Here is a 25,984-nt window from a genome sequence, read left to right on the forward strand (position 1 = left end):
TCCGTTTTGCAACGGCCGGGCGGCGGGGATGACGCAGCAGCGCCTCAGTGGTCGTGGCGCGTGGCCTTGTCCAGGTAGCCCATGGCGAAGGCCGAGAGGACGAAGGTGAGGTGCATGATCACGTACCACATCAGCTTGTTGTCTTCGATGTTCTTGGCGTCCATGAAGATGCGCAACAGGTGGATCGAGGAGATCGCCACGATGGAGGCAGCCACCTTGTTCTTCAGCGAACTGGCGTCCATCTTGCCCAGCCAGCTGAGCTTTTCCTTGCCTTCGTCGATATCCAGCTGCGACACGAAGTTCTCGTAGCCGGAGAACATCACCATCACCAGCAGGCCGCCGACCAGCGCCATGTCGATCAGCGACAGCAGCACCAGGATCAGGTCCGCCTCGGCGATGCTGAAGATGCTGGGCAGGATGTGGAAGATTTCCTGGAAGAATTTGATGGTCAGCGCCAGCAGGGCCAGCGACAGGCCGATGTAGATCGGCGCCAGCAGCCAGCGCGCGGCGTACAGGGAGTTTTCGACGAAGCGTTCCATGGTTCTCGCGGGAAGGTCGTTGGGAAGGGGCCGCCGCAGTATAGCGGATGGCTTTTACCAGTTATCCCGGCTTTCTATGGATAAATATGTCTGTGGATAAATAGCTGGGCGGCCACGGTATGAAACCGTAGCGACCTGGCGCCCCGTGACCTTCAGCGGTTCGTGCAGAGACTGCGCAACCGCGCCGTTAACCTTCGGGGCGGAACTGGAAGTTGCCGACATGGCGCGACCGCTCGCCGTTGAGGCGACGCAGTTCGCCCTGCAGGTGCAACTGCCAGATGGGGGGATCGTCTGCCACGATATAGCCCTGCTGGGCCAGGCAGTCGGAAATCGCCTCAAGCACGCCTTCGGCCACGAAAGGCCCGCAGAACGGGCCCTGCGCCTTGATGGCGGTGGGCTGCGCGCCGGACATGCCGGCGGCACACAACAAGGTCCAGAGTCCATTCTCTCCGGCCAGCGGCCTGATCTCGCACTCGATGCGCGTGGTCAGCCCCAGACAGGGGCGGATAAGGCAGAGGTTACGCGGCATGGCGGCACCCTCGCGGTTGTCCTGAGTTCGAGACTACACCCAGGTTCCGACACGCGAAAGTGCGGATTTATCCGGCCATCTTGCGGACAACGGCGTGAAAATGGCGCCGGAAGAATGCCCCGGCCGGCGCCCTGCCATGGTTGTACTCAGTCGGCGTCTTTCTTCTTGCGGGCGCGCTCTTTCTCTACGGGAGCTTTTTCCACCGGCACTTTCTCCGCCTTCGGCTTGCTGGCGGGTTTGGCGGCAGCAGGCTCCTTGGCCGGCTTTTCCTTCTCTTCCTCGTCCATGCCCAGCTCGGAGATTTCCTTCAGGCGCTCGACGACACGGGCGTTCACGCTGCCCTTGGGGAAGTGGCCGTTGGCGTCCGGCGCACCGGCCGGCTCGCCGACCAGCAGGCTCAGCGCCTCGTCGGCCTGACGTACGGCGTAGATGTGGAACTGGCCGTTGCGCACCGCCTGCAGCACGCGTTCGTCGAGCATCAGGGTGGCGACGTTGGCGCGCGGAATGATCACCCCCTGCTCGCCGGTCAGGCCACGTGCCTCGCAGAGGCGGAAGAAGCCTTCGATCTTCTCGTTGACCCCGCCGACCGCCTGCACTTCACCGAACTGGTTGATCGAGCCGGTGATGGCGAAGCATTGCCGCAGCGGCGTGCGCGACAGCGCGGAGATCAGCGTGCAGACCTCGCCCAGCGAGGCGCTGTCGCCATCCACGTAGCCGTAGGACTGCTCCAGGGCGATGCTCGCGGAAATCTCCAGCGGGAACTCCTGGGCGTAGCGGCTGCCGAGGTAACCGGTAAGGATCATCACGCCCTTGGAGTGGATCGGCTGGCCGAGGTTGACCTCGCGCTCGATGTCGACGATGCCGCTGCCGCCCGGGTAGACGGTGGCGGAGATACGCGCCGGCATGCCGAAGGCGGAGTCGCCGACTTCCAGCACGGTCAGGCCGTTGCACTTGCCCACCGCGGCGCCTTCGCTGTCGATCAGGATGATGCCGGCGAGGATGTCATCGAGAATCCGCGCCGACACGCGGCCGGTGCGGGTCTCCTTGGCTTTCAGGGCCCGCTCGATGTGGCCCAGGTCGGTGACTTCCTGGCCGGCCAGCTGGCGGATGAAGTCCGCTTCGCTGACCAGCTGGAACAGGTCACCGATACGTGCCGAGAGGCGGCCCTGGTGCTCGGCCAGTCGGGCGCTGTAGGTCGCCAGGCGCGCCACGGCCTCGCGGGTCAGCGGCGCCAGCCCTTCCTCGGAGGTGCGGGTTTTCAGCAACTGGGCGAACTGCTCGAGGCTGTCCTCGGCGAGCGGGATATCCTCGTCGAAGTCCACCAGCACGCGGAACATCTCCTGGAAGTCCGGGTCGAGGTCCTGCAGCGTGTAGTAGATCTGCCGCGAGCCGATGATGATCACCTTGAGGTTCAGCGGGATCACCTGGGGCGTCAGGCTCATGGCGGTCAGGCGGCCGAGTTCGGCCAGGGGAGACTCCATCTTCAGTTGGCGCGATTGCAGCGCGCGCTTGAGCGCATCCCAGACGAACGGCTCACTGAGCAGCTTCTCCGCCTCCAGCACCAGGAAGCCGCCGTTGGCGCGGTGCAACGCACCGGGGCGTAGCTGGCGGTAGCTGGTGTAAAGCGCGCCCTGGTCGGAGGCGTACTCGATGCGGCCGAACAGGTTGTCGTAGGTCGGGTGCGACTCGAACACCACCGGCGCGCCACTGGTGGCGTGGTGGCCGATCGCCTGGTTCGGCGCGTACTGCTCCTCCAGGCTCTGCTTGCGTTGCGGGTCGGTGCGCTCGGCGTCCACCAGCTGGTCGACCACGGTCTTCAGCAGGTTGAGCTGCATGGCCTGCAGATAGGCGCTGACGCCGGAATTGTTGTTGTACTTCTCCACCAGCGGCGCCAGCAACGGCTGCAGCGCCAGGGTGATGGTTTCCTCGTTGAGCTGGCGCAGCTGGTTGCTGGACTCGCGCTTCCACTGCGGCAGGCTGGAGAGCTCCTCGTTGAGGTGTTCCTCCAGATCGGCGATGTCGGCGTGGAAACGCTCCCGCTCCTCTTCCGGCAACTGGGCGAACTCGGCCTCGTCCAGCGCCTTGCCGTCCTTCATCGGGGTAAAGGCGATGTTGGCGCTGTCGCGATACAGGGCGACTTCCTTCTCCAGCGCCAGGCGTTCGACTGTGTCCAGGGCCTTGTCATAGCGCTGGTTGAAGGCGCGGTCGATGGCGCTCTTCTTCTGCTGGTAGGCCGGGTTCTCGAACACCGAAGGGAAGGTGGACAGCAGGTTGTCGATCAGGTGGTCGATGTCGGTGCCGAACTCGGCGGCGCTGCCCGGTGGCAGCTCGATCACACGCGGCTCGCGCGAATCATCGAAATTGTTGACGTAGACCCAGTCGGCCGGCGTCGGCAGGCGCTTCCCCTCGGCCTTCAGGTAACGCTGTACGAAGGAGAAGCGACCGGTGCCCGGCTCGCCCATGACGAACACGTTGTAACCCGGGCGCGGCATCGCCACGCCGAACTGCAGCGCCTCGACCGCGCGCTCCTGTCCGAGCACGCCCAGGAAAGGCTCCAGTTCTTCGGTAGTCTTGAAGGGAAACTGTTCGGGGGAGAAGGGGCGGGTCAGTTCATCGGGCGCCAGGCGCAGGCCGGCAGCAACGGAATCGGGCATTGGAGGTCCTTGCTTCGGGCGGCGCGAGGCCGCGGAGATTCGTCCGCATTCTCGCGCCGCCCGCGCGCCACTGGCAAGGCAGTATTGGTGACAGTTTCAGTCCACCGCATCGGCGCAGCGCAGGCAGTGCTCGGCCGCCGGCAATGCGCGCAAACGGCGCTCCTCGATGAGTTCGCCGCAACGCACGCACTCGCCATAGGTGCCGTCAGCCAGGCGCAGCCGCGCCAGGCCCACCAGGCGCATGCCGGCCTCCGCCTCGGCCAGCAGGGCGCGCAGCACATCGTCGTTCTGCCGCTGCTGGGCCTGCTCGGCGAAGTCCGGCGAATGGCTGCGGCCGAGGTCGCGGCGGATGGCTTCGGCGCGTTTGGAATATTCGGCCGCCAACTGGTCCAGCGCTGGCCGTGGATCGAAATCGACCATGACTACTTCCTCGCAAGGGGAACTGATTCAAGTGTGGTCGGTTCCAACACTTCCGCCGCTGATGCCGATCAACTGCGGATCATCCGGGCCTGCCGAGACCGGCTCGGCCATACTGCCTGCGGCAGCGGTTGCCTTGACACCCGCAAGGCATTGGAGAAAAGCTCTGACAGGCGCTGTTTTGCTGTCAGCGACTGTTCACCGGTCCCCGACCTCAAAAAGAGAGAAAAACGATGAAAAGGATTCTGCTCGGTACCCTCCTCGCCACCGCCTCCCTGAGCGCCCTCGCCGATGCACCCGGCAGCGACGGCTGCGGCTGGGGCAACATGCTGTTCAAGGGCCAGCGCGGCACCGCCACCCACGTCCTGGCCGCCACCACCAACGGCACCAGCGGCAACAACACCTTCGGCATGACCACCGGCACCAACGGCTGCCACACCAACGGTGCGCTGACCTACGGCGGCAAGCCGATGATCGTGCTCAGCAGCATGATGGACGAGCTGTCCGAGGACATGGCCAAGGGTGACGGCGAAGCACTGACCACCTACGCCGTGGTACTGGGCGTGAAGCCCGAGGATCGCGCACACTTCGCCCAGGTCACCCACGAGCACTTCGCGCAGATCTTCAACAAGTCCGACGTCACCGCCGAGGACGTCTACGCCAACACCCAGGCCGTCCTGAAGCAGGACAGCACCCTGGCCAAGTACGCCGAACAGGCCTGACGGCCGACGCGAGCCCGCCCACTCCGGGCGGGCTCACCCTTCCCTCCCAGTAGCCCACTCGATGCCCAAACGCCTGTTGCCCTGGATGGCGCTGTGCGCCTGCACCCCACTGCTGGCTTCGCCGGCGATCGACCCACAACGCCTGCAAAGCCTGGCCAACGAGCCCTACTGGCTCGCCCTGGGACACTACGAGCACGCCAAGCTCGGAGGCTGGCGCAGCTTCGTCGACGACCCGAAGTTCTTCCTCGCCAAGGACGGAGACCGCCATCCGGAATCCGAACTGACCGCCACCGTGAAGGCCCTCTACGCCCCGGCCAGCCTGGGCGACAAGCACGCCCAATGCGTTTACCCGGCGCGCACCCGCTGGTTGCGCCAGCAATTGCAGCTCGACGACCTGCCGACTGTGGAGTGCAAGGAATTCACCACCTGGTACCAGGACATCAACCCGCACAGCGCCGTGCTGGTGTTCCCGGCCGCCTACCTGAACAGCCCGTCCTCGATGTTCGGCCACACCCTGCTGCGCATCGACCAGGCCGACGTCGACTCCGACAACACTGCCCTGCTCAGTTACGCACTCAACTTCGGTGCCTACATCGAGGGCATGGACAACAGCATCCTCTATGCCTGGAAAGGCCTGATGGGCGGCTACCCCGGCCTGTTCGCCCTGGTGCCCTACCGCGAGAAGCTCTCCGAGTACAGTCGCCTGGAGAACCGCGACCTCTGGGAGTACCGCCTGAACCTGACGCCGGAAGAAACCGCGCGCATGGTCGAGCACGTCTGGGAGCTGAAGCAGATCCGCTTCAAGTATTACTTCTTCGACGAGAACTGCTCGTTCCGCCTGCTGGAGCTGCTGGAGATCGCCCGCCCCGGCACCGAGCTCACCGACCACTTCCCGATCACTGCCATCCCTACCGATACGGTGCGCGCGGTGAAGGACGCCGGACTGATCGACCGGGTGGACTATCGTCCATCCCGCGAGCGTGAGCTGCTGGCCCGCGGCGAACCGCTGAGCCACGACGAGAAGGTGCTGGCGCGAAGCATCGCCGATGACGACAACCAGCTGCAGAGCCCCGAATTCGCCGCCCTGCCCGCCGACCGCCAGGCACTGGTACAGGACACCGCCTTCCGCCTGGTGCGCTACCGCGCCACTGGCCAGGAACGCGACCAGTCCACCGCCTCGCGCAGCTACAACCTGCTCAAGGCGATCAACCGCAACCCGCCGCCAGCACTGGACGTGGAACGCCCCGGGCAGCCGGAGAACGGCCACGAGTCACGCACCTGGCAACTGGGCGCCGGCAGCCGCGATGGCGAAGCCTTCGCCCAGTACGGCCTGCGCATGGCCTACCACGACCTCGACGACAACGCCTACGGCTTCCCCCTCGGCGCACAGATCGAGATCGGCCAGCTCAAGCTGCGCCAGTACGAGGGCAATCGCTGGCAACTGCAACAGCTGGACCTGGTCACCATCCGCTCCATGACGCCGCGCAACGAGCTGCTGAAACCGCTGTCCTGGCAGGTCGCCGGCGGCTGGGAACGGGTGATCGGCAAGCACAGCGACAACGACCATGACACCCTGGTCGGCCACCTCAACGGCGGCGCCGGCGGCAGCTGGAAGCTCAGCGACGATCTGCAGGCCTACGCCCTGGGCACTGCGCGCCTGGAGAACAACCAGGACTTCGCCGCCGCCCTCGCCCCGGCCATGGGCTTCGACACCGGCGTGCTGTGGAGCAACCCGCTGGGCAACCTCAGCCTCGAGGGCAAGGGCGACTACTTCCACAACGGCGAAGTACGCCGCACCCTGAGCTTCGGCCAGCAGGTGGAACTAGGCCGCAACCTCGGTCTGCGTCTGTCGGCACAACGCGAGTTCAGCCATGAAGCCAGCCCGCGCAACGAAGTGATGCTGGAGCTGCGCTGGTACCACTACTGATCCAGCTGGCGCTCCGCGATGCCCTGGGCGGCAAACCATTGCACCAGGGCATCGTGCTGCATCACGCGCGCATGCACCGGCGCATTACCACCGCCGGTTAACAGCCGGCCGAGGTCGCAGCCCAGGTCGCGCAGCCGCTCCAGCAAGGCGATATCGCCGCTGCGCACTGCATGCATCAGGGCCAGGCGTTGCAGCTCTGGTTCCGCGGCGAGGCGTCCCTGCTCCAGTGCCATGCGCCAGTCACGCACCAACGGCCGCAGCGAATCGTGCAGAAGCCGCGCCAGCGTTTCGCCCTCGGCGCCCGCGGCGGCCAGTTCATCCAAGGCCTCGAGCAACTCCTGCCCGGCATCCGCGCCCTCTACGAACGGGTCTTCATCGAAGCCCAGCAACGCGAACAGGCCGTACAGGTCGTCGGCCACCCGGGTCAGTGCATCCTCGTGCAAACGCAGCGGCCAGGCTGGCGGCAAGGCGCGGCTCCAAGCGTAGATGGCGCCGAACTCTTCCGGCTCGACGCAGACGTAGACCCGCTCCAGGTACTCGAAACCACCGATGGGCAGGAAGCCCACGCGACCATTCCATTCTTCGCCATTCTCGTCGGCGACTTCTTCGGCGCACTCCTGTTCATGCTCCAGCCAGCCCCACAGGTCGTGGTAACCGTCGCTGTCCGGGTAGAACAGCTCATTGAAGGAATAGGGATGCAGGTGGCCGTCGTAGTCCACGCACAGTTCGTAATCCAGCCGGCCACCGAAGGCGCAGCGCCATAGGGCGACCAGTTCGGGCGGCAGCTGGCTGCCCAGGCGCAGCTGGACCTCTGCAAGCTGGGCATCACTGATTGGCGGCTGCGCGTCGTGGATGATGCGCCCGGCGAACCAGGCCAGGCGGTGGTCGCGCAGCAATTGCTGCTGAGCAGACGTGAACTCAGGCATCGCCGCTCTCCTGGCGCAGCGCAGCGCGCGCGCTCATCAGGGCGAAGCCCAGCAGGTTCAGCCCGCGCCAACGCGCCGGGTTGCCCGCGTCGGGGTGATCGGCCGCCAGGCCGATGCCCCAGATGGCATCCACCGGACTGGCCTCGACCAGCACGCGATCACCGGTACCCAGCAGGAACTCGCGCAAGTCGGCGTTCTGCCCGAACTTGGCGTGGTTGGCGCGGGTGACGATGCCCAGCCGCTCGGCATTCCACGCTGCCTCGTCGAAGCCGCGGATCTCGCGGCCGATGGACTTCGCCTCGGCCGGCGTGCGCGCCGCGAGAATCCGCGCCAGCGCCGCTTCGTCGTCGAACAGCCGGGCCTTGGCGGCCATCATGCAATGCTCGGCGCTGCGGTAGGTCACTCCGTCGATCTCGAAGTCCGCTTCGAACCACTGGCTGAAGCAGCTCTTGTCGACTTCCACGGCATGCTTCGGGCGATGCCCCCAGAAGTAAACATACTTGAACGCTTCGCCGGCCTCGATGCGTCGGCACAACTGCTCGACGCTCATCGCATCTTCCATGATCGGCTCCTTGCCGCTACCCAAAAACGCCGATTCTAGCGCACCCCGCCAGTGATGCCGGCCCAGTCCAGACCGAAGCGTGCCAGGTACTTGCGCAGGCGGTCTGCGTCGTTGGGATTCTGCTTCTCCTGGCGCGAAACGGCGAACAGCTGGCGGCCCGCATCGGACAGGCTGCGCGCCTGCCGGCAGACGTCGATCACCGCTTCCAGTTGCAGGCGGTCGAACAGGTCCAGCGTCTCGGCGCCCTCCCCCAGCAGAGGATCCAGCGGGCTCCGGGCCCGGGTAGCGCCCCAGGAGCGGCGCAGCCGGCCGACCTCTTCTTCCACCAGCGCCTCGTCGATCCGACCGCTGTCGGCCAGGGTCGCCATGCGGGTGATGGACGCCGACAGCTCACGGAAGTTGCCGCTCCACAACGCCTGCGCCGAGTTGGCGAAGGCCAGGTAGCGCGTGCGGGCCTCGCGGTTGAAGCGCACCAGGCGGCCCTGCTCGCGGGCGTGGCGCTCCAGTTCGAAATCGATGTTCGGCTCGATGTCCTCGCGGCGCCCGGCCAACCCCGGCAGGTCGAAGGTCCAGAGGTTGATGCGGGCGAACAGGTCCTCGCGGAACAGGCCTTCAGCCACGCGCTCACGGAGGTCGCGGTGGGTGCCGGCGATCAGCTGGAAGTCACTGCCCACCTCGCGGTCCGAGCCCAGCGGGAAGAAGCGCTTCTCCTCGATGGCCTTGAGCAGCATGGCCTGCTCATCCAGACCCAGTTCGCCGATCTCGTCGAGGAACAGCATGCCGCCATCGGCCGCGCGCAGCAGGCCTTCACGGGCGTTCTGCGCACCGGTGAAGGCACCCTTGATATGGCCGAACAGCGCGGACATGGCGCCGTCGCCGCGCAGGGTCGCGCAGTTCACCTCGACGAAACGGCCCTGGAACTGGTGCCGTGCACGCTTGAGTTCGTACACGCGGCGAGCGAGGAAGGACTTGCCGGCGCCGGTCGGGCCGATCAGCAGCATCGGCGCGCGGGAGCGCCCGGCCACCCGCTCGATCTGTTCGATGGAGCGGTTGAACTCGGCATTGCGCGTGGCGATGCCGGACTTGAGGAAGGCCAGGCTTTCTTCCTGCTCACGGCGGAAGCGCGTGGCGATGCGGTCATAGCGCGACAGGTCGAGGTCGATGACCGCCACCGTCCCTTCCGGATGCCGCGCCTCGTCCTTGCGCCGCGACGGCGACGCCTGCACCAGCCGCGCCGGCAGGTAGCGCGCCTCGGTCAGGAGGAACCAGCAGATCTGCGCGACGTGGGTGCCAGTGGTGATGTGCACCAGGTAGTCCTCGCGCTCGGTATCGAAGGCGTAACCGCCGACGAAATCGTGCAGCGCGCCATACACCTCCTCGAAATCCCACGGGTTGCGCAGCGCCATGGGCTGCAGGCGCACCTCGGTTTCCGGGGAGATATGCCGCACGTCGGCGGCAATGCGCTCGGCCAGCCCGATATCCCGCGCATCCAGCCCATGGATCAGTTCCAGGCGGTCGATCAGCAGGTCCTGCTGCTGGCACAGGCCGACCGTGGGCCGCCATTTCTGCCAGCGCGCCGCGCCCTTGCCGACGCGATCCAGGGTCGAACCGAGGAAGCCGATGGCGACGGTTTTCTTGGCTTTCATCTTTTATCCATCAAGATAAATAACGATCCCAGGATATCTAAAAATCTCCTTACCGGCCAACCAGGGCAATCGAAAAGGAACAGGATAAAAATAATTAAACCCCTATCTATCAGTGACTTATGAATATAACCATCTTTCCAAAACAAACCTGGCACGCCCCTCGCTATATCTCCCTCGACCGCATCGCTGATGCAGCCCACGGGCAGGGACTTCAACTCCCGCCGGTGCCCGAGCCCACCCCTGGTGTCGGCTTCGTGCATGCCGCTGCAGCAGTCACGGTCGATGGCGCGGTAGCTCAGCCCGGTAGAGCACTCCCCTCCGAGGGAGCCGTCGCAGGTTCGAATCCTGCCCGCGCCGTTCGATAGCTCAGTCCGGTAGAGCAGCCATCGAAGGAATGGCCTGTCGCGGGTTCGACTCCCGCTCGAACACTGCCCTCCCACGGCAGCTACTCATGAAGGCAACACCCCGCCGGTGGGCGACGGGACAGGCGCAAAGCGGCCAGGAAGGCCGGATACGCCAGGGACCCGAAGCCACCGCCGGCCCGCCCGGTACGAGGACCGGGCCCGCGACAAGGCAAGTGCTGGCCGATGGATTCGGCTTGATGGACAGGACGTCCACAGCACCTGGCTCTCGCAGGCCCCCGCCTCGCCACCCGACGGGCCGGCGAACACCGGCACCCAAGGACAAAGAGAAGAAGGAAGAGAACGAAATGAAACTGCTGAAGCGCTTTACCGTGAAGAAGAACGAACGCGGCCTGCTGTACTCCGAGGGCGATTTCCTGGCGATCCTCGAACCAGGCATCCACCGCCACCTGGACCTGTACAACCGCCTGAGCGTGGAAACCTTCAGCCTGAACACCCCGTTGTTCGAGCACCGCCTGGCCGGCTACCTGCGCCAGTCGGAACCGGCGCTGGTCGAACGCTACTTCACCCGCATGGACCTGGCCGAGAACGAGGCCGGCCTGCGCTTCGAAGACGGCGTGCTGGCGGAAATCCTCGCACCGGGCAGCCGTCGGCTGTACTGGAAGGGCCAGACCGAGCAGCGCCTGGAGCGCATCGACCTGAGCCAGGAGTACCGCGTCGCGCCGGCGCTGCTGCAACAGATGCAGGGCAACCTGCGCGGCCGCAGCGTGATCGGTGTCGAAGCGCTGCTGGTGACCCTGGTGCCGGCCTACCAGGTCGGCGTGCTGAAGGTCGACGGTGCGGTGGTCGAGTTGCTGCCGGCGGGCCAGTACGGCTTCTGGCGCTACAACCGTCAGGTGAGCGTGGAGCTGATCGATACGCGGATCCAGGCGCTGGAAGTCAGCGGGCAGGAAATCCTTACCCGCGACAAGGTGAGCCTGCGCCTGAACCTGGCCGCCAACTGGCGTTACAGCGATGTGCTGACGGCGTTTTCCAGCCTGTCCAAGCCGCTGGAGCACCTTTACCGCGAGCTGCAGTTCGGCCTGCGCGCGGCGGTGGGCACCCGCTCGCTGGATGAGTTGCTGGAGAACAAGCAGCTCATCGACGACTCGGTCAGCGCGTACCTGAAGGAGCGGCTGCCGGGCACCGGCATCGAGGTCAGCGGCCTGGGTGTGCGCGACATCATCCTGCCGGGCGAGATGAAGACCCTGCTGGCCCAGGTAGTGGAGGCGGAGAAGGCCGCGCAAGCGAATGTGATCCGCCGCCGCGAAGAAACCTCGGCGACCCGCTCGCTGCTGAACACGGCCAAGGTGATGGAAGACAACCCCACCGCCCTGCGCCTGAAAGAGCTGGAAACCCTGGAACGGGTGGCCGAACGAATCGACCGCATCTCGGTATTCGGTGGCCTGGATCAGGTATTGAATGGACTGGTAACGCTGAAGCAGGCCTGAACAGGGCCTGTCCGGCTCAGGAGATGGCACCGTGAAGAGCAACAAGCAGCGCCGCATGGAAATCCGCCAGAAGCGCGAGCGACGCAAGGCCTGGAAAGCCGAGCGGGCCAGGCAGCCCAAAAGCCGCCTGGCACCGCCTGGCAGCTTGCCGGTGAACCGCTCGAACCTGGCGCCCTACAACAGCTACGGCGACCCGCTGTTCGTGCGCCGAGGCTGGTACGAAGACCAGGCATTCACCTGCCACGACTGCGGCGCCGAGCAGACCTGGACCGCCGCCCAGCAGAAGTGGTGGTACGAGGACTGTCAGGGACAGGTGTTCTCTACAGCGATACGCTGCCGCACCTGTCGCTTGAACAAACGCATTCGCGATGGCCGGGCACAACCTGCTTCCGACCAGCTCGCCACGCAATAGAAGAGAGTCAGAACATGAACACCAAGACCTTCCAACTGCTGGAAGTCGCCAACGGCAAACCGATCAAGCTCTGGACCCAGGGCGTGCCGGTGGAAGAAGACGCCAAGCAGCAACTGATGAACACCGCGAAGATGCCCTTCATCTTCAAGCACCTGGCCGTGATGCCGGACGTGCACCTGGGCAAGGGATCGACCATCGGCAGCGTGATCCCCACCCGGGGCGCCATCATTCCGGCCGCCGTCGGCGTGGACATCGGCTGCGGCATGATCGCCGCGCGCACCTCGCTGGTGGCCTCGGACCTGCCGGATAACCTGCACGGCCTGCGCAGCGCCATCGAGAAGGCCGTGCCCCACGGCAAGACCTTCGGCCGCCGCGACCAGGGCGCCTGGGAGGACGTGCCCGAGCATGCCGACGACGCGTGGCGCGCGCTGGCCGGGCGCTTCAAGGTGATTACCGACAAGTACCCGAAACTGGAGAAGACCAACAACCGCAAGCACCTGGGAACCCTCGGCACCGGCAACCACTTCATCGAGGTCTGCCTCGACGAGGCCAACCGCGTCTGGTTCATGCTGCACAGCGGATCGCGCGGGGTGGGCAATGCCATCGGCAACCTGTTCATCGAACTGGCCCAGGCCGATATGCGCCAGCACATCGCCAACCTGCCGGACCGTGACCTGGCCTACTTCGAAGAAGGCAGCCAGCACTTCGACGACTACGTCGAAGCCGTGGGCTGGGCCCAGGACTTCGCCCGGCAGAACCGCGAACTGATGATGCGCGCGGTGATTGCGGCGGCGCGACAGGTCATCCGCAAGCCGTTCGAAGCCAGCCTGGAAGCGGTGAACTGCCACCACAACTACGTGCAGAAGGAACGTCACTTCGGCGAAGAGGTACTGGTAACGCGTAAAGGCGCGGTGTCCGCGCAGAAGGGCCAGCTCGGCATCATTCCGGGGTCGATGGGCGCCAGGAGCTTCATCGTCCGCGGCCTGGGTAACGAAGAGGCGTTCTGCTCGTGCAGCCACGGCGCAGGGCGGACCATGAGCCGCACCAAGGCCAAGAAGCTGTTCAGCGTCGAAGACCAGGTGCGCGCCACCGCCCACGTCGAATGCCGCAAGGACAAGGACGTGATCGACGAGATCCCGATGGCCTACAAGGACATCGACGCCGTGATGGACGCCCAGCGCGAGCTGGTGGAAGTGCTGCATACCCTGCGTCAGGTGGTGTGCGTGAAAGGATGAGGTAAGGACATGCTGCAACCCATGGAAAACCAGCGCACGGAAGCGCTGCGCGCCCGCCTGGAACAGGCGGGCTGCGTCTTCGACTTCCGCGTGCTGACACTCGACCCGACCGCCATCCCCGGCGAAGCGGAGCATCGCCGGGCGTTGCAGATGCTGTTCGAGACGATCAACGAGCGCGCACGGCTGTGGCGACTGGAGCTGATCGCCAAGGACGCCCGCTATGCCAAGCAGTGCTGGCCGGACCTGACGCCGGAGCTCACCCGGGCCCGCCCGCAGGTACTCGGCATCGAGGCAGTGCGCGAACTGGCCCGCGACGACGGCCCGTTGTGCCGCGCCTTCCGCGACCCGCCCTACGGCACCCAGCTGCAGGTAGCGGACTTCCGCGAATGGCTGCAGGTGCTGCGGCTGTACCCGGACGAAGGCCTGCAGGTACTCGACTGGGTGGGCGACGGCGATGCCGAACCCCACCGCAGCCACTGGAGCTGCTACTTCGATGACGGCAAGGAATGGTGGGGCATCTGGTGCCTCACCCTGTACAACCCGCGACGACGAACATTGTCCGCGCTGGCCGCCAGCGCGACGGACTGAAAGAACAAGGAATACCCCATGAACAGGGACGAACGACATCCACTCCCCGCCGCCATGCGCGAACGGGTCCTGGAAGAATTGAAACGACTGGAGCAGGAGCAAGGCGTCACCGTGCTCTACGCGTGTGAATCGGGCAGCCGCGCCTGGGGCTTCGCCTCGCCGGACAGCGACTACGACGTACGCTTCGTCTATGTGCATCAACCGGACTGGTACCTGCGCGTGGAGGAATCGCGCGACGTGCTGGAGCGCCCGCTGACCGACGAGCTGGACCTCAGCGGCTGGGAGCTGCGCAAGACGCTGCGACTGCTGCGCAAGTCCAACCCGACACTGCTGGAGTGGCTGGACTCGCCGCTGGTGTACCGCAGCGAATCGGCGGCGACCGACGGTCTGCGCCAACTGGCGCGGGACTTCTACTCGCCCGCCGCTGCGCGGGCGCACTACCTGTCGATGGCGAAGAAGAACTTCCGTGGCTATCTGCAGGGCGAGGAGGTTCGCTACAAGAAATACCTCTATGTATTGCGCCCGCTGCTGGCGGTGCGCTGGATCGACCAGGGCCTCGGCATGCCGCCGATGGTCTTCGAGACATTGATGGAGGCAACGCTCGACGATGCTGCGCAGCGCGCCGAAGTCGAGGAACTGCTGGTGCTCAAGCGCCAGGCGGTCGAGGCCGAATACGGCCCGGCACGCCCGGCCCTGCACCGGCTGATCGAGCAAGAACTGCAACGCGCGGAAACCCTTGGCGCCCTGCGCGGCGGCTGCCGCGACACGGAGCGTCTGGATAGCTTCCTGTGCGAGCAGGTGAGGAAGTACGCACGATGAACAAGCATCTGATCGAACTCGACGGCGCCGAAGGTGGCGGGCAGATCCTGCGCAGCGCGCTGAGCCTGTCGATGATCACCGGCAAAGGGCTGCGCATCGTCAACATCCGTGGCCGGCGTTCGCGGCCGGGGCTGCTGCGTCAGCACCTGACGGCCGTGCGCGCGGCGGCGGAAATCTGCGGCGCGGCGCTGGAAGGCGACGAGATGGGTTCGCGCAGCCTGACCTTCCGCCCCGGTGCGATTCGCGGCGGCGACTACCGTTTCGCCATCGGCAGCGCGGGCAGCGCCGTGCTGGTCTTACAGACACTGCTACCAGCCCTGCTGTTTGCCGATGGGCCGAGCAGCCTGGCGATCAGCGGCGGTACGCACAATCCGCTCGCGCCACCGGCGGACTTCATCGAGCGCAGCTGGTTGCCACTGCTGCGGCGCATGGGCGCGAAGGTGAACTTCGAATTGCTGCGCCATGGCTTCATGCCGGCCGGCGGCGGCGAACTGCAGATGCGGGTGGAGCCCGGCGAGTTGCAGCCGCTGCATCTGCCGCAAGCCGGCGCCGTGCTTTCGCGCTCGGCCCGCGCCCTGCTCGCGGCCATTCCCGGTCATGTCGGGGATCGCGAGCTGGAGAAGGTGAAACGGCATCAGGATTGGCACGCGGCATCCGCTCGGGTCGTCCGTCTGCCGGAAGATCAGGGGCCGGGCAACGCCTTGCTGCTGGAAGTCGAGTGCGAGCACCTGACCCTGGTGTTCTGTGCCTTCGGTCAATCCGGGATCAGCGCCGAGCGCATTGCCAGCCAGGCATTGCGCCAGGCTGATGAGTGGCGCCGCAGCGGCGCCAGCGTCGAGGAACACCTTGCCGACCAGTTGCTGCTGCCCATGGCGCTGGCCGGAGGTGGCAGCTTCACCACGCCGGTGCTGAGCGATCATCTGCTGAGCAATCGCGCGGTGATCGAAGCCTTCCTGCCCGTGCACATCGACTGCCTGGCAAAGCCTGCATCAGGCCAGCACATCCGCATCACGCCGGCTTGACGCTTTTCTCACCAACCGCTGGCTAGAGTCGCGCCATGTCACCTCGAGTGGCGCTTCCTGCCGGCGCGTGTGCCCGCCTTATCGGTACACGGGAGCTTCCATGGCGCACCGCGCCACCCTGATCCTGCTCTGCGCCGCGCTGCTCGCCGGCTGCGAAACCACCCACGAAAACCTCCTTGCCCAGGGCTACCCGCCCGCCTATGCCGACGGCTATGACGATGGCTGTGGCAGCGGTCGCCAGGCGGCCGGCGCGATTACCGGCGAGTTCCGCAAGAACGTGCCGCGCTACCTGGGCGAGCCGAAGTATGCCCTCGGCTGGAACGACGGCTTCCAGCAATGCCAGGCCATGCGCGTAAGCCAGGAACGCCAGCAGTACGAAGAACAGCGCAACAGCGACCGGGACCGCGACTGGCAACAGCAGAAGGACCGCGCGCTCGGCCAAGCCCTGCGGGGGAACTGAGACTGCGGCAACATTCCACAGACGGCATGAACGCCCGTTTGATTTCGGTCAAGCCTCCCCCGCAGCCCATCGCCTCTCCTTGAACTCAGAAGAAACCAAAGCCTGAAACAAGGAGACTCCACATGCAGCCCATCAAACTGGCGCTGGGCAGCTTGCTGCTGGCCGTGAGCACCGCGGCGGCGCAAGCGAATGCCGACGTCCTGCGCGACAACGCCAACAGCCTCTTCAAGCCCATCCCGGAGCAGGCCAGCGACAAGCTCGACCCCAACCAGATCGAACTGGGCCGGCAACTGTTCTTCGAACCGCGCCTGTCCGCCAGCCACGTGATCAGCTGCAACACCTGCCACAACATCGGCACCGGTGGCGCCGACAACGTGCCCGCTTCCAGCGGCCACGCCTGGCAGAAAGGCGCGCGCAACTCACCCACCGTGTTCAACGCGGTGTTCAACGTCGCGCAGTTCTGGGATGGCCGCGCCAAGGACCTGGAAGAACAGGCCAAGGGCCCGGTGCAGAACCCGGTGGAGATGCACAACACGCCGAAGAACGTCGAGGCCACGCTGAGCAGCATGCCCGAGTATGTCACCGCCTTCGGCAAAGCCTTCCCCAGCGACAAGCAACCGGTCAGCTTCGACAACATGGCCCGCGCGCTGCAGGCCTTCGAGTCGACCCTGATCACCCCGGACTCGCGCTTCGACCTCTACCTCAAGGGCGACGACAACGCCCTCGACGCCAGGGAGAAGAAGGGCTTGCAGACCTTCATGAGCTCGGGCTGCATCAGTTGCCACAACGGCGTGAACCTGGGCGGCCAGGCGTACTTCCCGTTCGGCCTGGTGAAGAAGCCCGACGGCAAGATCCTGCCCACTGGCGACAAGGGCCGCTTCGAGGTGACCAAGACGCAGAACGATGCCTACGTGTTCCGCGCAGCCCCCCTGCGCAACATCGCGCTGACCGCGCCGTACTTCCACAGCGGGCAGGTCTGGGACCTGGAGGAAGCCGTGGCGATCATGGGCACCGCACAGCTGGGCAAACAGCTGAGTACCGAGGAAGTCGGTGACATCGTTGCCTTCCTCAAGACCGTCACCGGCAAGCAGCCGCGGGTGGAGTACCCGCTGCTGCCGCCTAGCACCGCGACCACGCCACGGCCGGTGGACTGATCGGATCGACGCCGGACCTGCAGGAGCGTCTGTACCGGCAGAATGAAGAACGGGCCCGAATGGGCCCGTTCTTCATTCTGGCGCAGCGATCAGACCACGCCCTGGGCCAGCATGGCATCGGCAACTTTGACAAAGCCGGCGATGTTGGCGCCCTTCACGTAGTTGATCCGGCCATTCTCCTCGCCATAGGCGACGCAGGCATGGTGGATGTTCTGCATGATGCCGTGCAGGCGCTGGTCCACTTCCCCGGCGGTCCACAGCAGGCGCATGGCGTTCTGACTCATCTCCAGGCCGCTGGTGGCGACGCCGCCGGCGTTGGAGGCCTTGCCCGGCGCGTAGAGGATGCCCGCTTCGATGAAGATATCCACAGCCTCCAGGGTCGATGGCATGTTCGCGCCTTCGGCCACGCAGATGCAGCCGTTGGCCAGCAGGGTGCGCGCGTCGTTGGCGTCCAGTTCGTTCTGCGTGGCACAGGGCAGCGCAATGTCGCAGGCGAGCGACCACGGACGTTCGCCGGCGAGGAAACGCAGGCCGGGGCCGGTCATCTCGCTGAGACGGCCGCGACGGATGTTCTTCAACTCCATGACGGCTTCCCACTGCTCCAGGGTCAGGCCGGCCTCGATGAACAGTGTGCCTTCGGAATCGGACAGCGAGATCACCTTGCCGCCCAGTTCCATGACCTTCTGCGCGGCATACTGGGCCACGTTGCCGGAACCGGAGATGGCCACGCGCTGGCCGTCGAAGCCGCTCTCGCGGGCCTTGAGCATTTCCTGGGCGAAGTACACGCAACCGTAGCCGGTGGCTTCCGGGCGGATCAGGCTGCCGCCGTAGGACATGCCCTTGCCGGTCAGCACCGAGGTGAACTCGTTGGACAGGCGCTTGTACTGGCCGAACAGGTAACCGATCTCGCGAGCCCCCACCCCGATGTCGCCGGCCGGCACGTCGAGGTCAGCGCCGACATGGCGGAACAGTTCGCTCATGAAGGACTGGCAGAAGCGCATGACTTCGGCATCGCTCTTGCCCTTGGGATCGAAGTCCGAACCACCCTTGCCGCCGCCCATGGGCAGCGAGGTCAGGGAGTTCTTGAAGACCTGCTCGAAGGCCAGGAACTTCAGCACGCCCAGGTTCACCGAAGGGTGGAAGCGCAGGCCGCCCTTGTACGGGCCGATGGCGCTGCTCATCTGGATGCGGAAACCGCGGTTGACCCGAACTCGTCCGGCATCATCCACCCACGGCACGCGGAACAGGATCGCGCGTTCGGGCTCGACGATGCGTTCGACGATGCCGGCCTGCAGGTAATGCGGGTTGGCTTCGAGGAAGGGCCAGAGGGAGCGCAGCACCTCTTCCACCGCCTGGTGGAATTCGGGCTGGTCGGGGTCGCGCCGCTTGAGGCGCTCGAGGAACGAGTCAACGGATTGCGTCATGTCTACACCGGTACTTTTCTGATTATGTGATGCTTTTTTGCCGGCAGACTCTAACAATCCACGCCGCCCCGAGATAGTGCAGCGTGACGCTTTTATGAATCTTTATGGTGCAAAAATATAAATCCCACTTCTGCCGGACCGGCAGAAAAACAGATTTTTGTATACAAAATCAATAGACAGTTGCACTCAACAAACTCATACCACCAGGACGCCCATGATGCCCATCCGCCCGCTCGCGCTGCTCGCCGCCCTCACCTGCACCCTCGCCCTGCCCGCCCACGGGGCCATGAAACTGGGCAATTTCACCGAATCCGGCGCGCTGGTGGTGGCGGATACATTCGACAGCGAAGTGATCCACAAGTCGAAATTCAGCACCGACGACCTGGAACACATGTCGCGCCAGCTGGAAGAACAGCAACGCACCCTGCAGGACCAGGCGCGACAGATCGACACACTGCAGCGCCAGCTGGAGGAACAGCGGCGCGCCCTGGACGATCTCAAGCGCAGCCGCTGACCGCTGTCGGCGCGCGCCGCAAAAAAAACGGGGCCCGAAGGCCCCGTTTTCATGCAGAAGCGGCTTAAGCCAGCTTCTTGTAGCGCACGCGGTGCGGCTGCGAGGCAGCGTCGCCCAGGCGCTTCTTGCGATCGGCTTCGAACTCGGTGTAGTTGCCTTCGAAGAAGACCACCTTGCCGTCATCCTCGTAGGAGAGGATATGGGTGGCGATGCGGTCCAGGAACCAGCGATCGTGGGAAATCACGATGGCGGCGCCGGGGAAGTCCAGCAACGCTTCTTCCAGCGCACGCAGGGTTTCCACGTCGAGGTCGTTGGACGGTTCGTCGAGCAGCAGTACGTTGCCGCCCTGCTTCAGGGTCAGGGCCAGGTGCAGACGGCCACGCTCACCACCGGAGAGGTCCTTGACGAACTTCTGCTGGTCGCCGCCCTTGAAGTTGAAGCGGCCGACGTAGCTGCGCGACGGGACTTCGTAGTTGCCGATCTTGATCTGCTCGAAGCCGTCGGATACCTGCTCCCACACGGTCTTGTTGCCGTCGAGGATTTCGCGGCTCTGGTCGACGCTGGCGATCTGCACGGTTTCGCCGATCTCGATGGTACCCGAGTCCGGTTGCTCCTTGCCGGTCAGCATGCGGAACAGGGTGGATTTACCCGCACCGTTGCCGCCGATCACGCCGACGATGGCGCCCTTGGGAATGCTCAGCGACAGATCGTCGATCAGTTGGCGATCGCCGTAGCCCTTGCTGACGTTGTGCAGCTCGATGACCTTGTCGCCCAGGCGCGGACCGGCCGGGATATAGATCTCGTTGGTCTCGCTGCGCTTCTGGAATTCCTGCGATTGCATTTCCTCAAAGCGCTGCAGACGGGCCTTGGACTTGGACTGGCGAGCCTTGGCGCCCTGGCGTACCCACTCCAGTTCGGCCTTCATGGCCTTGGCGTGGGAGGCTTCCTGCTTGGCTTCCTGGGCCAGGCGGTTGGCCTTGGATTCCAGCCAGCCGGAGTAGTTGCCTTCGAACGGGATGCCCTGGCCACGGTCCAGCTCGAGAATCCAGCCGGCGACGTTGTCGAGGAAGTAGCGGTCGTGGGTGATCGCTACCACAGTGCCCGGGAAGTCGTGGAGGAAGTGCTCCAGCCAGGCAACCGAGTCGGCGTCCAGGTGGTTGGTCGGTTCGTCCAGCAGCAGCATGTCCGGGGCGGACAGCAGCAGGCGGCAGAGGGCGACACGGCGCTTTTCACCACCGGAGAGGTGCTCGATCTTCGCATCCCACGGCGGCAGGCGCAGGGCGTCGGCGGCGACTTCCAGCTGGCGCTCCAGGTTGTGGCCGTCGGAAGCCTGGAGGATGGCCTCCAGCTTGGCCTGCTCGGCGGCCAGGGCGTCGAAGTCGGCGTCCGGCTCGGCGTAGGCGGCGTAGACCTCGTCCAGGCGGGCCTGGGCGGCCTTGATCTGGCCGACGGCCTCCTCGACGATCTCGCGAACGGTGGCCTGCGGGTCGAGCTTGGGCTCCTGCGGCAGGTAGCCGACGTTGATGCCCGGCATCGGGCGCGCTTCACCTTCGATCTCGGTGTCGACGCCGGCCATGATGCGCAGCAGGGTGGATTTACCCGCGCCGTTCAGGCCGAGCACGCCGATCTTGGCGCCGGGGAAGAACGACAGGGAGATGTTCTTGAGGATTTCACGCTTGGGCGGCACGACCTTGCCGACCCGGTGCATGGTGTAGACGTATTGAGCCATGGATACCTGACTTCTGGGATGAATTGTGATCGGGATGGCCGGAACAGACGACGGCAGGTTCCGGGACGCCGGCTCAGTGGCCGGAGCGGCAGCGCTCGAACGCTCGCGAGCGGGCTGCCGGCGGGCGCGAACGACCGATGGACGGCCCTTCGCGCGGGACTCTGCGCGGATGTACTTTATGCAACCCACACCACGCGCGCGTGCGGCAAAGCTACCGGAATGAACCAGGAAGGGCAAACGACGCTCGTCGGCCATACTGGCACTTCGCCGCCTTTCCGGGCATCCTAGCCTGCGCCGAATTCAGCCGTATCGCCCCAGGTCCCTAAGTCCTTGTCTATTTTCCCCCGTACTCCTCCGGACGCCCTGGCCAGGCCTGGCCGCGTGGCGACCCGGACCGCGCTGGTGCTGCTGGTGCTGTTCATGCTCGGCCTGCTGGGCTGGCAGCTGCACCAGGAGTTCCGCAGCCAGGAGCGCTTCGAGCGTGAGCGGGTGGTGCTGCACGGCGAACAGATGGCCCAGCGGATCTCCCTGACCCTGGAACTCAAGGCGGTGGCCGCCCAGGCCCTGCTGCAACAGGAACGGGACCGCACCCCCAGCGATCTCCACGCACCGTTGATCGCGGGACTGAAGCACATCTATCCATCCTTCCACAGCCTGGTCCGACTGGACACCAGCGGCGCACCGGTGCACGACTCCGCCAGTGGCATCAAGGACGCCGCTTTCATCGAGGCCCTGCGCCGGCGCAGCGCGCAGCAGGCCTATCACTATGCCTTCAGCGAGGAGAACGGCGGCTACTTCTATGTCTGGTTGAAGGCCACCGAGCCCGGCGAAGGCGACGACGTTATCCGCCTCGACGAAAAGGCCGCCCGGCGTGGCTGGGCCGCGAAGATCCGCCCCGAGTCGCCCGATTGGATCCTGGTCGACGACGTCCAGCAGAAGGTCCTCGGTCGCTCCAGCGGCTACCGCCCCGGCCCGCTGTCCGCGGCCACGCCGCTGGAACAGGCGCAGAGCCTGGACGGCCTGGATATCCAGAACACCGACTGGAAGCTGCACCCGCAATTCGACGACCGGCAGATCCGCTCCATCCTGCTGCCGCGCCTGGGCGGCGAGCTGGCGCTGCTGCTGGTGCTGGCCGGGATTGCCGGCGCCGCCCTGCTGCGCCTGCAACGCGAACAGCAGAACCTGCGGACGCTGACCGCAGAGTCGCAGCAGGGCCTGCGTCAGGCCGCGCAGGCCCTGGGCGCAATCGACGAGCGGGTGCTGGTGACCCGCGCCGACGGCCGCCTCGCCTACCTCAATCCACAGGCGGAGCAGTTGTTCGGCCTCACGACCGAAGACGCCGGCGAGCATCACCTGCTGGAGCTGCTGCCAGGGCTGGGCGGGTTGCTCAACGGCAGCGAAGCGGCCAGCGAGAACGGCGCGGAACTGGTGCGGGTGAACCATGCCGGCCAGCCGCGCCTGTTCGCCGTCAGCCACCACTCGCTGGACGACAGCCCCCTGTCACCGGAGCAGACCTGGGTGCTGCGCGGCAACCTGCCCCAGGGCGGGCAGGTCTGGGTGCTGCGCGACGTCACCGAGGAACAGCAGGCACTGCATATCCTCGAGGAGACCCGCCGGCGCTACCAGGACATCTTCGACGGCGTCGGCGTCGCCCTCTGCGTGCTCGACCTCTCCGCCCTGCGCCAGAGCCTGGTGGACCTCAACCTGCGCCGGCAGAGCGATCTGCGCGGCTGGATCGCCTCGCAGCCCGAGCGCCTGCCCTGGCTGCAACGCCAGGTGCGCATCACGGAGATCAACAACGTCGCCAAGCGCCTGATGGGCGTGGGCACCACCGAGCAGGCCTGGCAGGTGCTCATCGGCGGCGCCGGCATGCGCCCGGAGGGCGTCCGCAGCAAGGTGCTCGAAGCCGTGCTGCACGGCCACGGCATGGTCGAGCTGGAAGCCTGCATCAATACCCGTCAGGGTGAGCAGCGCCACCTGTGGCTGCAACTGCGCGTGCCGGAGATGATCCAGGACTTCCACGCCGTCACCCTGAGCCTGTCGGACATCACCAGCCGCAAGCAGGTCGAGCTGTCGCTGATCGAGCGCGAAAAGTTCTGGTCCGACGCGGTGCGTGCGGTACCCGACACCCTGTACATCCACGACATCGCCGCGCGTCGGGTGATCTTCAGCAACCACAACCTCGGCCACCAGCTCGGCTACAGCAGCGACGAGCTGCGCGAAATGGGCGAGCGCTTCTGGGAAAAGGTGCTGCACCCCGACGATGTCGAGTGCTACTGGCGCGTGCGCAACCTGCAGCAGGTCGTGGGCGATGGCCTGCTGCTGGACAGCCAGCTGCGCTGGCGCCACCGCGACGGCAACTGGCACTGGTTCGACATCCGCGAACAGGCCTTCACCCGCAACGCTTCCGGCCGTGTGGCGCGGCTGATCGGCGTGGCCAAGGACATCACCGACACGGTCGAGGCGCACAACTCCCTGCGCGAGAGCGGCCGCCGCTACCGCATGCTCGCCGAGAGCATCAGCGACGTGATCCTCTCCACCGACGCCCAGGTCAAGCTCAACTACATCAGCCCATCGATCCAGCAGGTATTCGGCTACAGCCCCGAGTGGGTGCTGGCCAACGGCTTCCAGCCGATAGCCGCCAACCCGGTGCAACTGGAGCGCCTGGAAGAACTGCTGCACCGCGTACAGGCCGCCATCGGCGAGCCCAAGCGCCTCGCCGAACTGCGCGAGAACAGCGAACCGCAGCTGTTCAGCCTCGACTGCCTGCACGCCGACGGCCACAAGATTCCCGTGGAACTGCGCATCGCCCTGATGTGGGACGACCACGGCCGCTTCGAAGGCCTGCTCGGCGTTGCCCGCGACATCAGCCAGCAACGCCGTGCCGAGCGCGAGATGCGCATGGCGGCGACGGTATTCGAACATTCCACGGCGGCGATCATGGTTACCGATCCGGCCGGCTACATCGTGCAGATCAACGACTCCTTCAGCCGCCTGACCGGCTACTCCGCCGAAGAAGTGCTGGACCAGCTGCCGCGCCTGCTCACCGCCGACCGCCAGGAAGCCAACCAGCTCAAGCACGTGATGGAAAGCCTGCTCAAGAGTGGCAGTTGGGAAGGCGAGATCCTGCAGAAGCGCAAGAATGGCGAGTTGTATCCGAGCTGGGTCGGCATCACCGCGGTGCATGACGAGGAAGGCGACCTGGTCAGCTTCGTCTGCTTCTTCAGCGACATCAGCGAGCGCAAGGCCAGCGAACGGCGCATCCACCGCCTGGCCTATTACGACGCCCTGACCCACCTGCCCAACCGCACGCTGTTCCAGGACCGCCTGCACACCGCGCTGTTGCAAGCCGAACGGCACCAGCAGTGGGTGGTGCTGATGTTCCTCGACCTCGACCGCTTCAAACCGATCAACGACTCCCTGGGCCACGCCGCCGGCGACCGCATGCTCAAGGAAGTGGCCGAGCGCCTGAGCCTTTGCGTCAGCGACGACGACACCGTGGCGCGCATGGGCGGCGACGAGTTCACCCTGCTGCTCTCCGGTCAGAAGGACCGCGAGAAGGCGCTGCGGCAGGCGATCCAGGTGGCCGAGCAGATCCTTTCCAGCCTCGCTCGCCCCTTCACCCTGGAGGGCCGCGAATTCTTCGTCACCGCCAGCATCGGCGTGGCGCTCTCGCCACAGGACGGCGCCGAGCTCAGCCAACTGATGAAGAACGCCGACACGGCGATGTACCACGCCAAGGAAATGGGCAAGAACAACTTCCAGTTCTACCAGGCCGAGATGAACGCCCGCGCCCTGGAACGTCTGGAGCTGGAAAGCGACCTGCGCCGCGCCATCGAGCTGCACGAGTTCGTCCTGCACTACCAGCCGCAGTTCACCGGTGATGGCCGCCGCCTGACCGGCGCCGAGGCGCTGCTGCGCTGGCAGCACCCCAAGCGCGGGCTGATCCCGCCGGCTGAGTTCATCCCGGTGCTGGAAGAGCTCGGTCTGGTCGCCCAGGTCGGCGACTGGCTGCTGGAGCAGGCCTGCCTGCAGCTTCGCGCCTGGCACCGCGACAAGGTGCGGGTGCCGAAGATTTCCGTAAACCTCTCGGCCCGGCAGTTCGCCGACGGCCAGCTGGGCGAGCGCATCGCCGGCATCCTCGAGGACACCGGCATCGCCCCGGCGTGCCTGGAGCTGGAACTGACCGAAAGCATCCTGATGAGCGACGTTTCCCAGGCGATGCAGATACTTCAGGGCTTGAAGCGCCTGGGGCTGGCGATTGCGGTGGACGATTTCGGCACCGGCTATTCCTCGCTCAACTACCTCAAGCAGTTCCCTATCGACGTGCTGAAGATCGACCGCAGCTTCGTCGACGGCCTGCCCCACGGCGAGCAGGACGCGCAGATCGCCCGCGCCATCATCGCCATGGCCCACAGCCTGAACCTGATGGTGATCGCCGAGGGCGTGGAGAGCCACGAGCAGCTCGAGTTCCTGCGCGAGCACGGCTGCGACGAAGTGCAGGGCTTCCTCTTCGGCCGCCCGGTCCCGGCGGACCAGTTCGCCGCGCTGTTCGCCAGCAACGCGCTGTTCCTGCTGGGCTGAACCATCGGCTCGATGTTCGGTTCTGCGTAGGAGCGGACTCCGTCCGCGATGTGCCACTGGCCAGCTCGGAGCCGCCGGGGATCGATCGCGGACGGAGTCCGCTCCTACACGCGCCCCACCGTCCCAGCAAGCGCCAAACCGCTCGCAAATCCGCCGATCCGGCGCCTTGAACCCCGCTTGTCAGCCACATGACCGCCTTTCATGTGCCAGCACCGACGCCTTGGGTTAGAATGCGCGCCTTTCCCCCAGCACCCGATCCTTAAGAGGAC

21 protein-coding genes and 1 tRNA gene are annotated in these 25,984 nt (G+C 65.7%); 13 read left to right on the forward strand and 9 right to left on the reverse strand.

Annotation, left to right across the window (positions count from 1 at the left end; genetic code table 11):
• Nucleotides 1–44: 44 nt before the first annotated feature.
• From MJ122_RS16860 to MJ122_RS16875, 4 genes are all read right to left on the reverse strand, one after another.
• Nucleotides 45–539 (reverse strand): TIGR00645 family protein, encoded by a 495-nt coding sequence (locus MJ122_RS16860; protein ID WP_017521628.1) that lies wholly within the window; start codon nt 537–539, stop codon nt 45–47.
• Nucleotides 540–726: 187 nt separating this feature from the next.
• Nucleotides 727–1,068 (reverse strand): hypothetical protein, encoded by a 342-nt coding sequence (locus MJ122_RS16865; RefSeq protein ID WP_024763074.1) that lies wholly within the window; start codon nt 1,066–1,068, stop codon nt 727–729.
• 146 nt (nt 1,069–1,214) lie between these two features.
• Entirely contained in the window at nt 1,215–3,722 is a 2,508-nt protein-coding gene (locus MJ122_RS16870) for an ATP-binding protein (RefSeq protein WP_239744882.1), read from the reverse strand.
• A gap of 96 nt (nt 3,723–3,818) precedes the next feature.
• Nucleotides 3,819–4,142, reverse strand: a complete 324-nt coding sequence (locus MJ122_RS16875; protein ID WP_239744883.1) for a TraR/DksA family transcriptional regulator — start codon at nt 4,140–4,142, stop codon at nt 3,819–3,821.
• Between the two features lie 230 nt (nt 4,143–4,372).
• Here MJ122_RS16875 and MJ122_RS16880 point away from each other — a divergent pair, with 230 nt between their 5' ends.
• Nucleotides 4,373–4,861: a DUF3015 domain-containing protein gene (locus MJ122_RS16880; protein WP_038803701.1), complete on the forward strand. Its 489-nt coding sequence runs from the start codon at nt 4,373–4,375 to the stop codon at nt 4,859–4,861.
• Between the two features lie 61 nt (nt 4,862–4,922).
• The gene (locus tag MJ122_RS16885; RefSeq protein ID WP_239744884.1) at nt 4,923–6,788 is read left to right on the forward strand and encodes a DUF4105 domain-containing protein; all 1,866 of its coding nucleotides are present in this window, start codon (nt 4,923–4,925) and stop codon (nt 6,786–6,788) included.
• Here MJ122_RS16885 and MJ122_RS16890 read toward each other — a convergent pair.
• The 3 genes from MJ122_RS16890 to rtcR are packed head-to-tail and all read right to left on the reverse strand — an operon-like array spanning nt 6,782 to nt 9,922.
• Nucleotides 6,782–7,714, reverse strand: coding sequence for an SMI1/KNR4 family protein (locus MJ122_RS16890; protein ID WP_239744885.1), 933 nt, complete (start codon nt 7,712–7,714; stop codon nt 6,782–6,784). The genes MJ122_RS16885 and MJ122_RS16890 overlap by 7 nt on opposite strands.
• Entirely contained in the window at nt 7,707–8,276 is a 570-nt protein-coding gene (locus MJ122_RS16895; protein ID WP_239744886.1) for an NADAR family protein, read from the reverse strand. The genes MJ122_RS16890 and MJ122_RS16895 overlap by 8 nt, the downstream gene beginning before the upstream one ends.
• A gap of 35 nt (nt 8,277–8,311) precedes the next feature.
• On the reverse strand, nt 8,312–9,922 hold the full coding sequence (gene rtcR / locus MJ122_RS16900; protein ID WP_239744887.1) for an RNA repair transcriptional activator RtcR: 1,611 nt from the start codon (nt 9,920–9,922) through the stop codon (nt 8,312–8,314).
• Between the two features lie 284 nt (nt 9,923–10,206).
• Between rtcR and MJ122_RS16905 the strand changes: the two genes are divergently transcribed.
• From MJ122_RS16905 to MJ122_RS16945, 9 genes are all read left to right on the forward strand, one after another.
• A tRNA-OTHER gene (locus MJ122_RS16905) sits at nt 10,207–10,279 on the forward strand.
• A gap of 352 nt (nt 10,280–10,631) precedes the next feature.
• On the forward strand, nt 10,632–11,774 hold the full coding sequence (locus MJ122_RS16910) for a slipin family protein (protein WP_239744888.1): 1,143 nt from the start codon (nt 10,632–10,634) through the stop codon (nt 11,772–11,774).
• Between the two features lie 31 nt (nt 11,775–11,805).
• Complete coding sequence (locus MJ122_RS16915) at nt 11,806–12,186, forward strand: zinc-ribbon domain containing protein (protein ID WP_197698139.1); 381 nt, start codon at nt 11,806–11,808, stop codon at nt 12,184–12,186.
• Between the two features lie 14 nt (nt 12,187–12,200).
• The gene (locus MJ122_RS16920) at nt 12,201–13,421 is read left to right on the forward strand and encodes an RtcB family protein (protein WP_239744889.1); all 1,221 of its coding nucleotides are present in this window, start codon (nt 12,201–12,203) and stop codon (nt 13,419–13,421) included.
• A 9-nt stretch (nt 13,422–13,430) separates the two neighbouring features.
• The gene (locus MJ122_RS16925; RefSeq protein ID WP_239744890.1) at nt 13,431–14,009 is read left to right on the forward strand and encodes a hypothetical protein; all 579 of its coding nucleotides are present in this window, start codon (nt 13,431–13,433) and stop codon (nt 14,007–14,009) included.
• Between the two features lie 18 nt (nt 14,010–14,027).
• A complete protein-coding gene (locus MJ122_RS16930) occupies nt 14,028–14,828 on the forward strand; it encodes a nucleotidyltransferase domain-containing protein (RefSeq protein WP_239744891.1) in 801 nt (266 codons plus the stop codon).
• On the forward strand, nt 14,825–15,850 hold the full coding sequence (gene rtcA, locus MJ122_RS16935; protein WP_239744892.1) for an RNA 3'-terminal phosphate cyclase: 1,026 nt from the start codon (nt 14,825–14,827) through the stop codon (nt 15,848–15,850). The genes MJ122_RS16930 and rtcA overlap by 4 nt, the downstream gene beginning before the upstream one ends.
• Nucleotides 15,851–15,950: 100 nt before the next feature.
• Nucleotides 15,951–16,310 carry a hypothetical protein gene (locus MJ122_RS16940; protein WP_239744893.1) on the forward strand — a complete coding sequence of 120 codons (360 nt, stop codon included), beginning with the start codon at nt 15,951–15,953 and terminating at the stop codon, nt 16,308–16,310.
• A gap of 122 nt (nt 16,311–16,432) precedes the next feature.
• Nucleotides 16,433–17,464, forward strand: coding sequence for a cytochrome-c peroxidase (locus MJ122_RS16945; protein ID WP_239744894.1), 1,032 nt, complete (start codon nt 16,433–16,435; stop codon nt 17,462–17,464).
• A gap of 89 nt (nt 17,465–17,553) precedes the next feature.
• Here MJ122_RS16945 and gdhA read toward each other — a convergent pair whose 3' ends face one another.
• Nucleotides 17,554–18,888: an NADP-specific glutamate dehydrogenase gene (gdhA, locus tag MJ122_RS16950; RefSeq protein ID WP_239744895.1), complete on the reverse strand. Its 1,335-nt coding sequence runs from the start codon at nt 18,886–18,888 to the stop codon at nt 17,554–17,556.
• 217 nt (nt 18,889–19,105) lie between these two features.
• Here gdhA and MJ122_RS16955 point away from each other — a divergent pair, with 217 nt between their 5' ends.
• Nucleotides 19,106–19,402: a hypothetical protein gene (locus MJ122_RS16955; RefSeq protein ID WP_239744896.1), complete on the forward strand. Its 297-nt coding sequence runs from the start codon at nt 19,106–19,108 to the stop codon at nt 19,400–19,402.
• A 64-nt stretch (nt 19,403–19,466) separates the two neighbouring features.
• Here MJ122_RS16955 and ettA read toward each other — a convergent pair whose 3' ends face one another.
• Nucleotides 19,467–21,131 (reverse strand): energy-dependent translational throttle protein EttA, encoded by a 1,665-nt coding sequence (ettA, locus tag MJ122_RS16960; RefSeq protein WP_017521646.1) that lies wholly within the window; start codon nt 21,129–21,131, stop codon nt 19,467–19,469.
• Nucleotides 21,132–21,551: 420 nt separating this feature from the next.
• Between ettA and MJ122_RS16965 the strand changes: the two genes are divergently transcribed.
• A complete protein-coding gene (locus MJ122_RS16965; RefSeq protein ID WP_239745300.1) occupies nt 21,552–25,715 on the forward strand; it encodes a GGDEF and EAL domain-containing protein in 4,164 nt (1,387 codons plus the stop codon).
• The last annotated feature ends 269 nt before the right edge of the window (nt 25,716–25,984 follow it).

It is taken from the genome of Pseudomonas sp. DP-17 (genome assembly GCF_022380625.1).
Taxonomy (GTDB): Bacteria; Pseudomonadota; Gammaproteobacteria; order Pseudomonadales; family Pseudomonadaceae; genus Pseudomonas; species Pseudomonas nitroreducens_A.

Excerpts from the sequence above, each read along its gene's own strand:
- MJ122_RS16860 (WP_017521628.1), bottom strand. The coding sequence starts at position 539 with ATGGAACGCTTCGTCGAAAACTCCCTGTACGCCGCGCGCTGGCTGCTG.
- MJ122_RS16865 (WP_024763074.1), bottom strand. The coding sequence starts at position 1,068 with ATGCCGCGTAACCTCTGCCTTATCCGCCCCTGTCTGGGGCTGACCACG.
- MJ122_RS16870 (WP_239744882.1), bottom strand. The coding sequence starts at position 3,722 with ATGCCCGATTCCGTTGCTGCCGGCCTGCGCCTGGCGCCCGATGAACTG.
- MJ122_RS16875 (WP_239744883.1), bottom strand. The coding sequence starts at position 4,142 with ATGGTCGATTTCGATCCACGGCCAGCGCTGGACCAGTTGGCGGCCGAA.
- MJ122_RS16880 (WP_038803701.1), top strand. The coding sequence starts at position 4,373 with ATGAAAAGGATTCTGCTCGGTACCCTCCTCGCCACCGCCTCCCTGAGC.
- MJ122_RS16885 (WP_239744884.1), top strand. The coding sequence starts at position 4,923 with ATGCCCAAACGCCTGTTGCCCTGGATGGCGCTGTGCGCCTGCACCCCA.
- MJ122_RS16890 (WP_239744885.1), bottom strand. The coding sequence starts at position 7,714 with ATGCCTGAGTTCACGTCTGCTCAGCAGCAATTGCTGCGCGACCACCGC.
- MJ122_RS16895 (WP_239744886.1), bottom strand. The coding sequence starts at position 8,276 with ATGGAAGATGCGATGAGCGTCGAGCAGTTGTGCCGACGCATCGAGGCC.
- rtcR (WP_239744887.1), bottom strand. The coding sequence starts at position 9,922 with ATGAAAGCCAAGAAAACCGTCGCCATCGGCTTCCTCGGTTCGACCCTG.
- MJ122_RS16910 (WP_239744888.1), top strand. The coding sequence starts at position 10,632 with ATGAAACTGCTGAAGCGCTTTACCGTGAAGAAGAACGAACGCGGCCTG.
- MJ122_RS16920 (WP_239744889.1), top strand. The coding sequence starts at position 12,201 with ATGAACACCAAGACCTTCCAACTGCTGGAAGTCGCCAACGGCAAACCG.
- MJ122_RS16925 (WP_239744890.1), top strand. The coding sequence starts at position 13,431 with ATGCTGCAACCCATGGAAAACCAGCGCACGGAAGCGCTGCGCGCCCGC.
- MJ122_RS16930 (WP_239744891.1), top strand. The coding sequence starts at position 14,028 with ATGAACAGGGACGAACGACATCCACTCCCCGCCGCCATGCGCGAACGG.
- rtcA (WP_239744892.1), top strand. The coding sequence starts at position 14,825 with ATGAACAAGCATCTGATCGAACTCGACGGCGCCGAAGGTGGCGGGCAG.
- MJ122_RS16940 (WP_239744893.1), top strand. The coding sequence starts at position 15,951 with ATGGCGCACCGCGCCACCCTGATCCTGCTCTGCGCCGCGCTGCTCGCC.
- MJ122_RS16945 (WP_239744894.1), top strand. The coding sequence starts at position 16,433 with ATGCAGCCCATCAAACTGGCGCTGGGCAGCTTGCTGCTGGCCGTGAGC.
- gdhA (WP_239744895.1), bottom strand. The coding sequence starts at position 18,888 with ATGACGCAATCCGTTGACTCGTTCCTCGAGCGCCTCAAGCGGCGCGAC.
- MJ122_RS16955 (WP_239744896.1), top strand. The coding sequence starts at position 19,106 with ATGCCCATCCGCCCGCTCGCGCTGCTCGCCGCCCTCACCTGCACCCTC.
- ettA (WP_017521646.1), bottom strand. The coding sequence starts at position 21,131 with ATGGCTCAATACGTCTACACCATGCACCGGGTCGGCAAGGTCGTGCCG.
- MJ122_RS16965 (WP_239745300.1), top strand. The coding sequence starts at position 21,552 with ATGCTCGGCCTGCTGGGCTGGCAGCTGCACCAGGAGTTCCGCAGCCAG.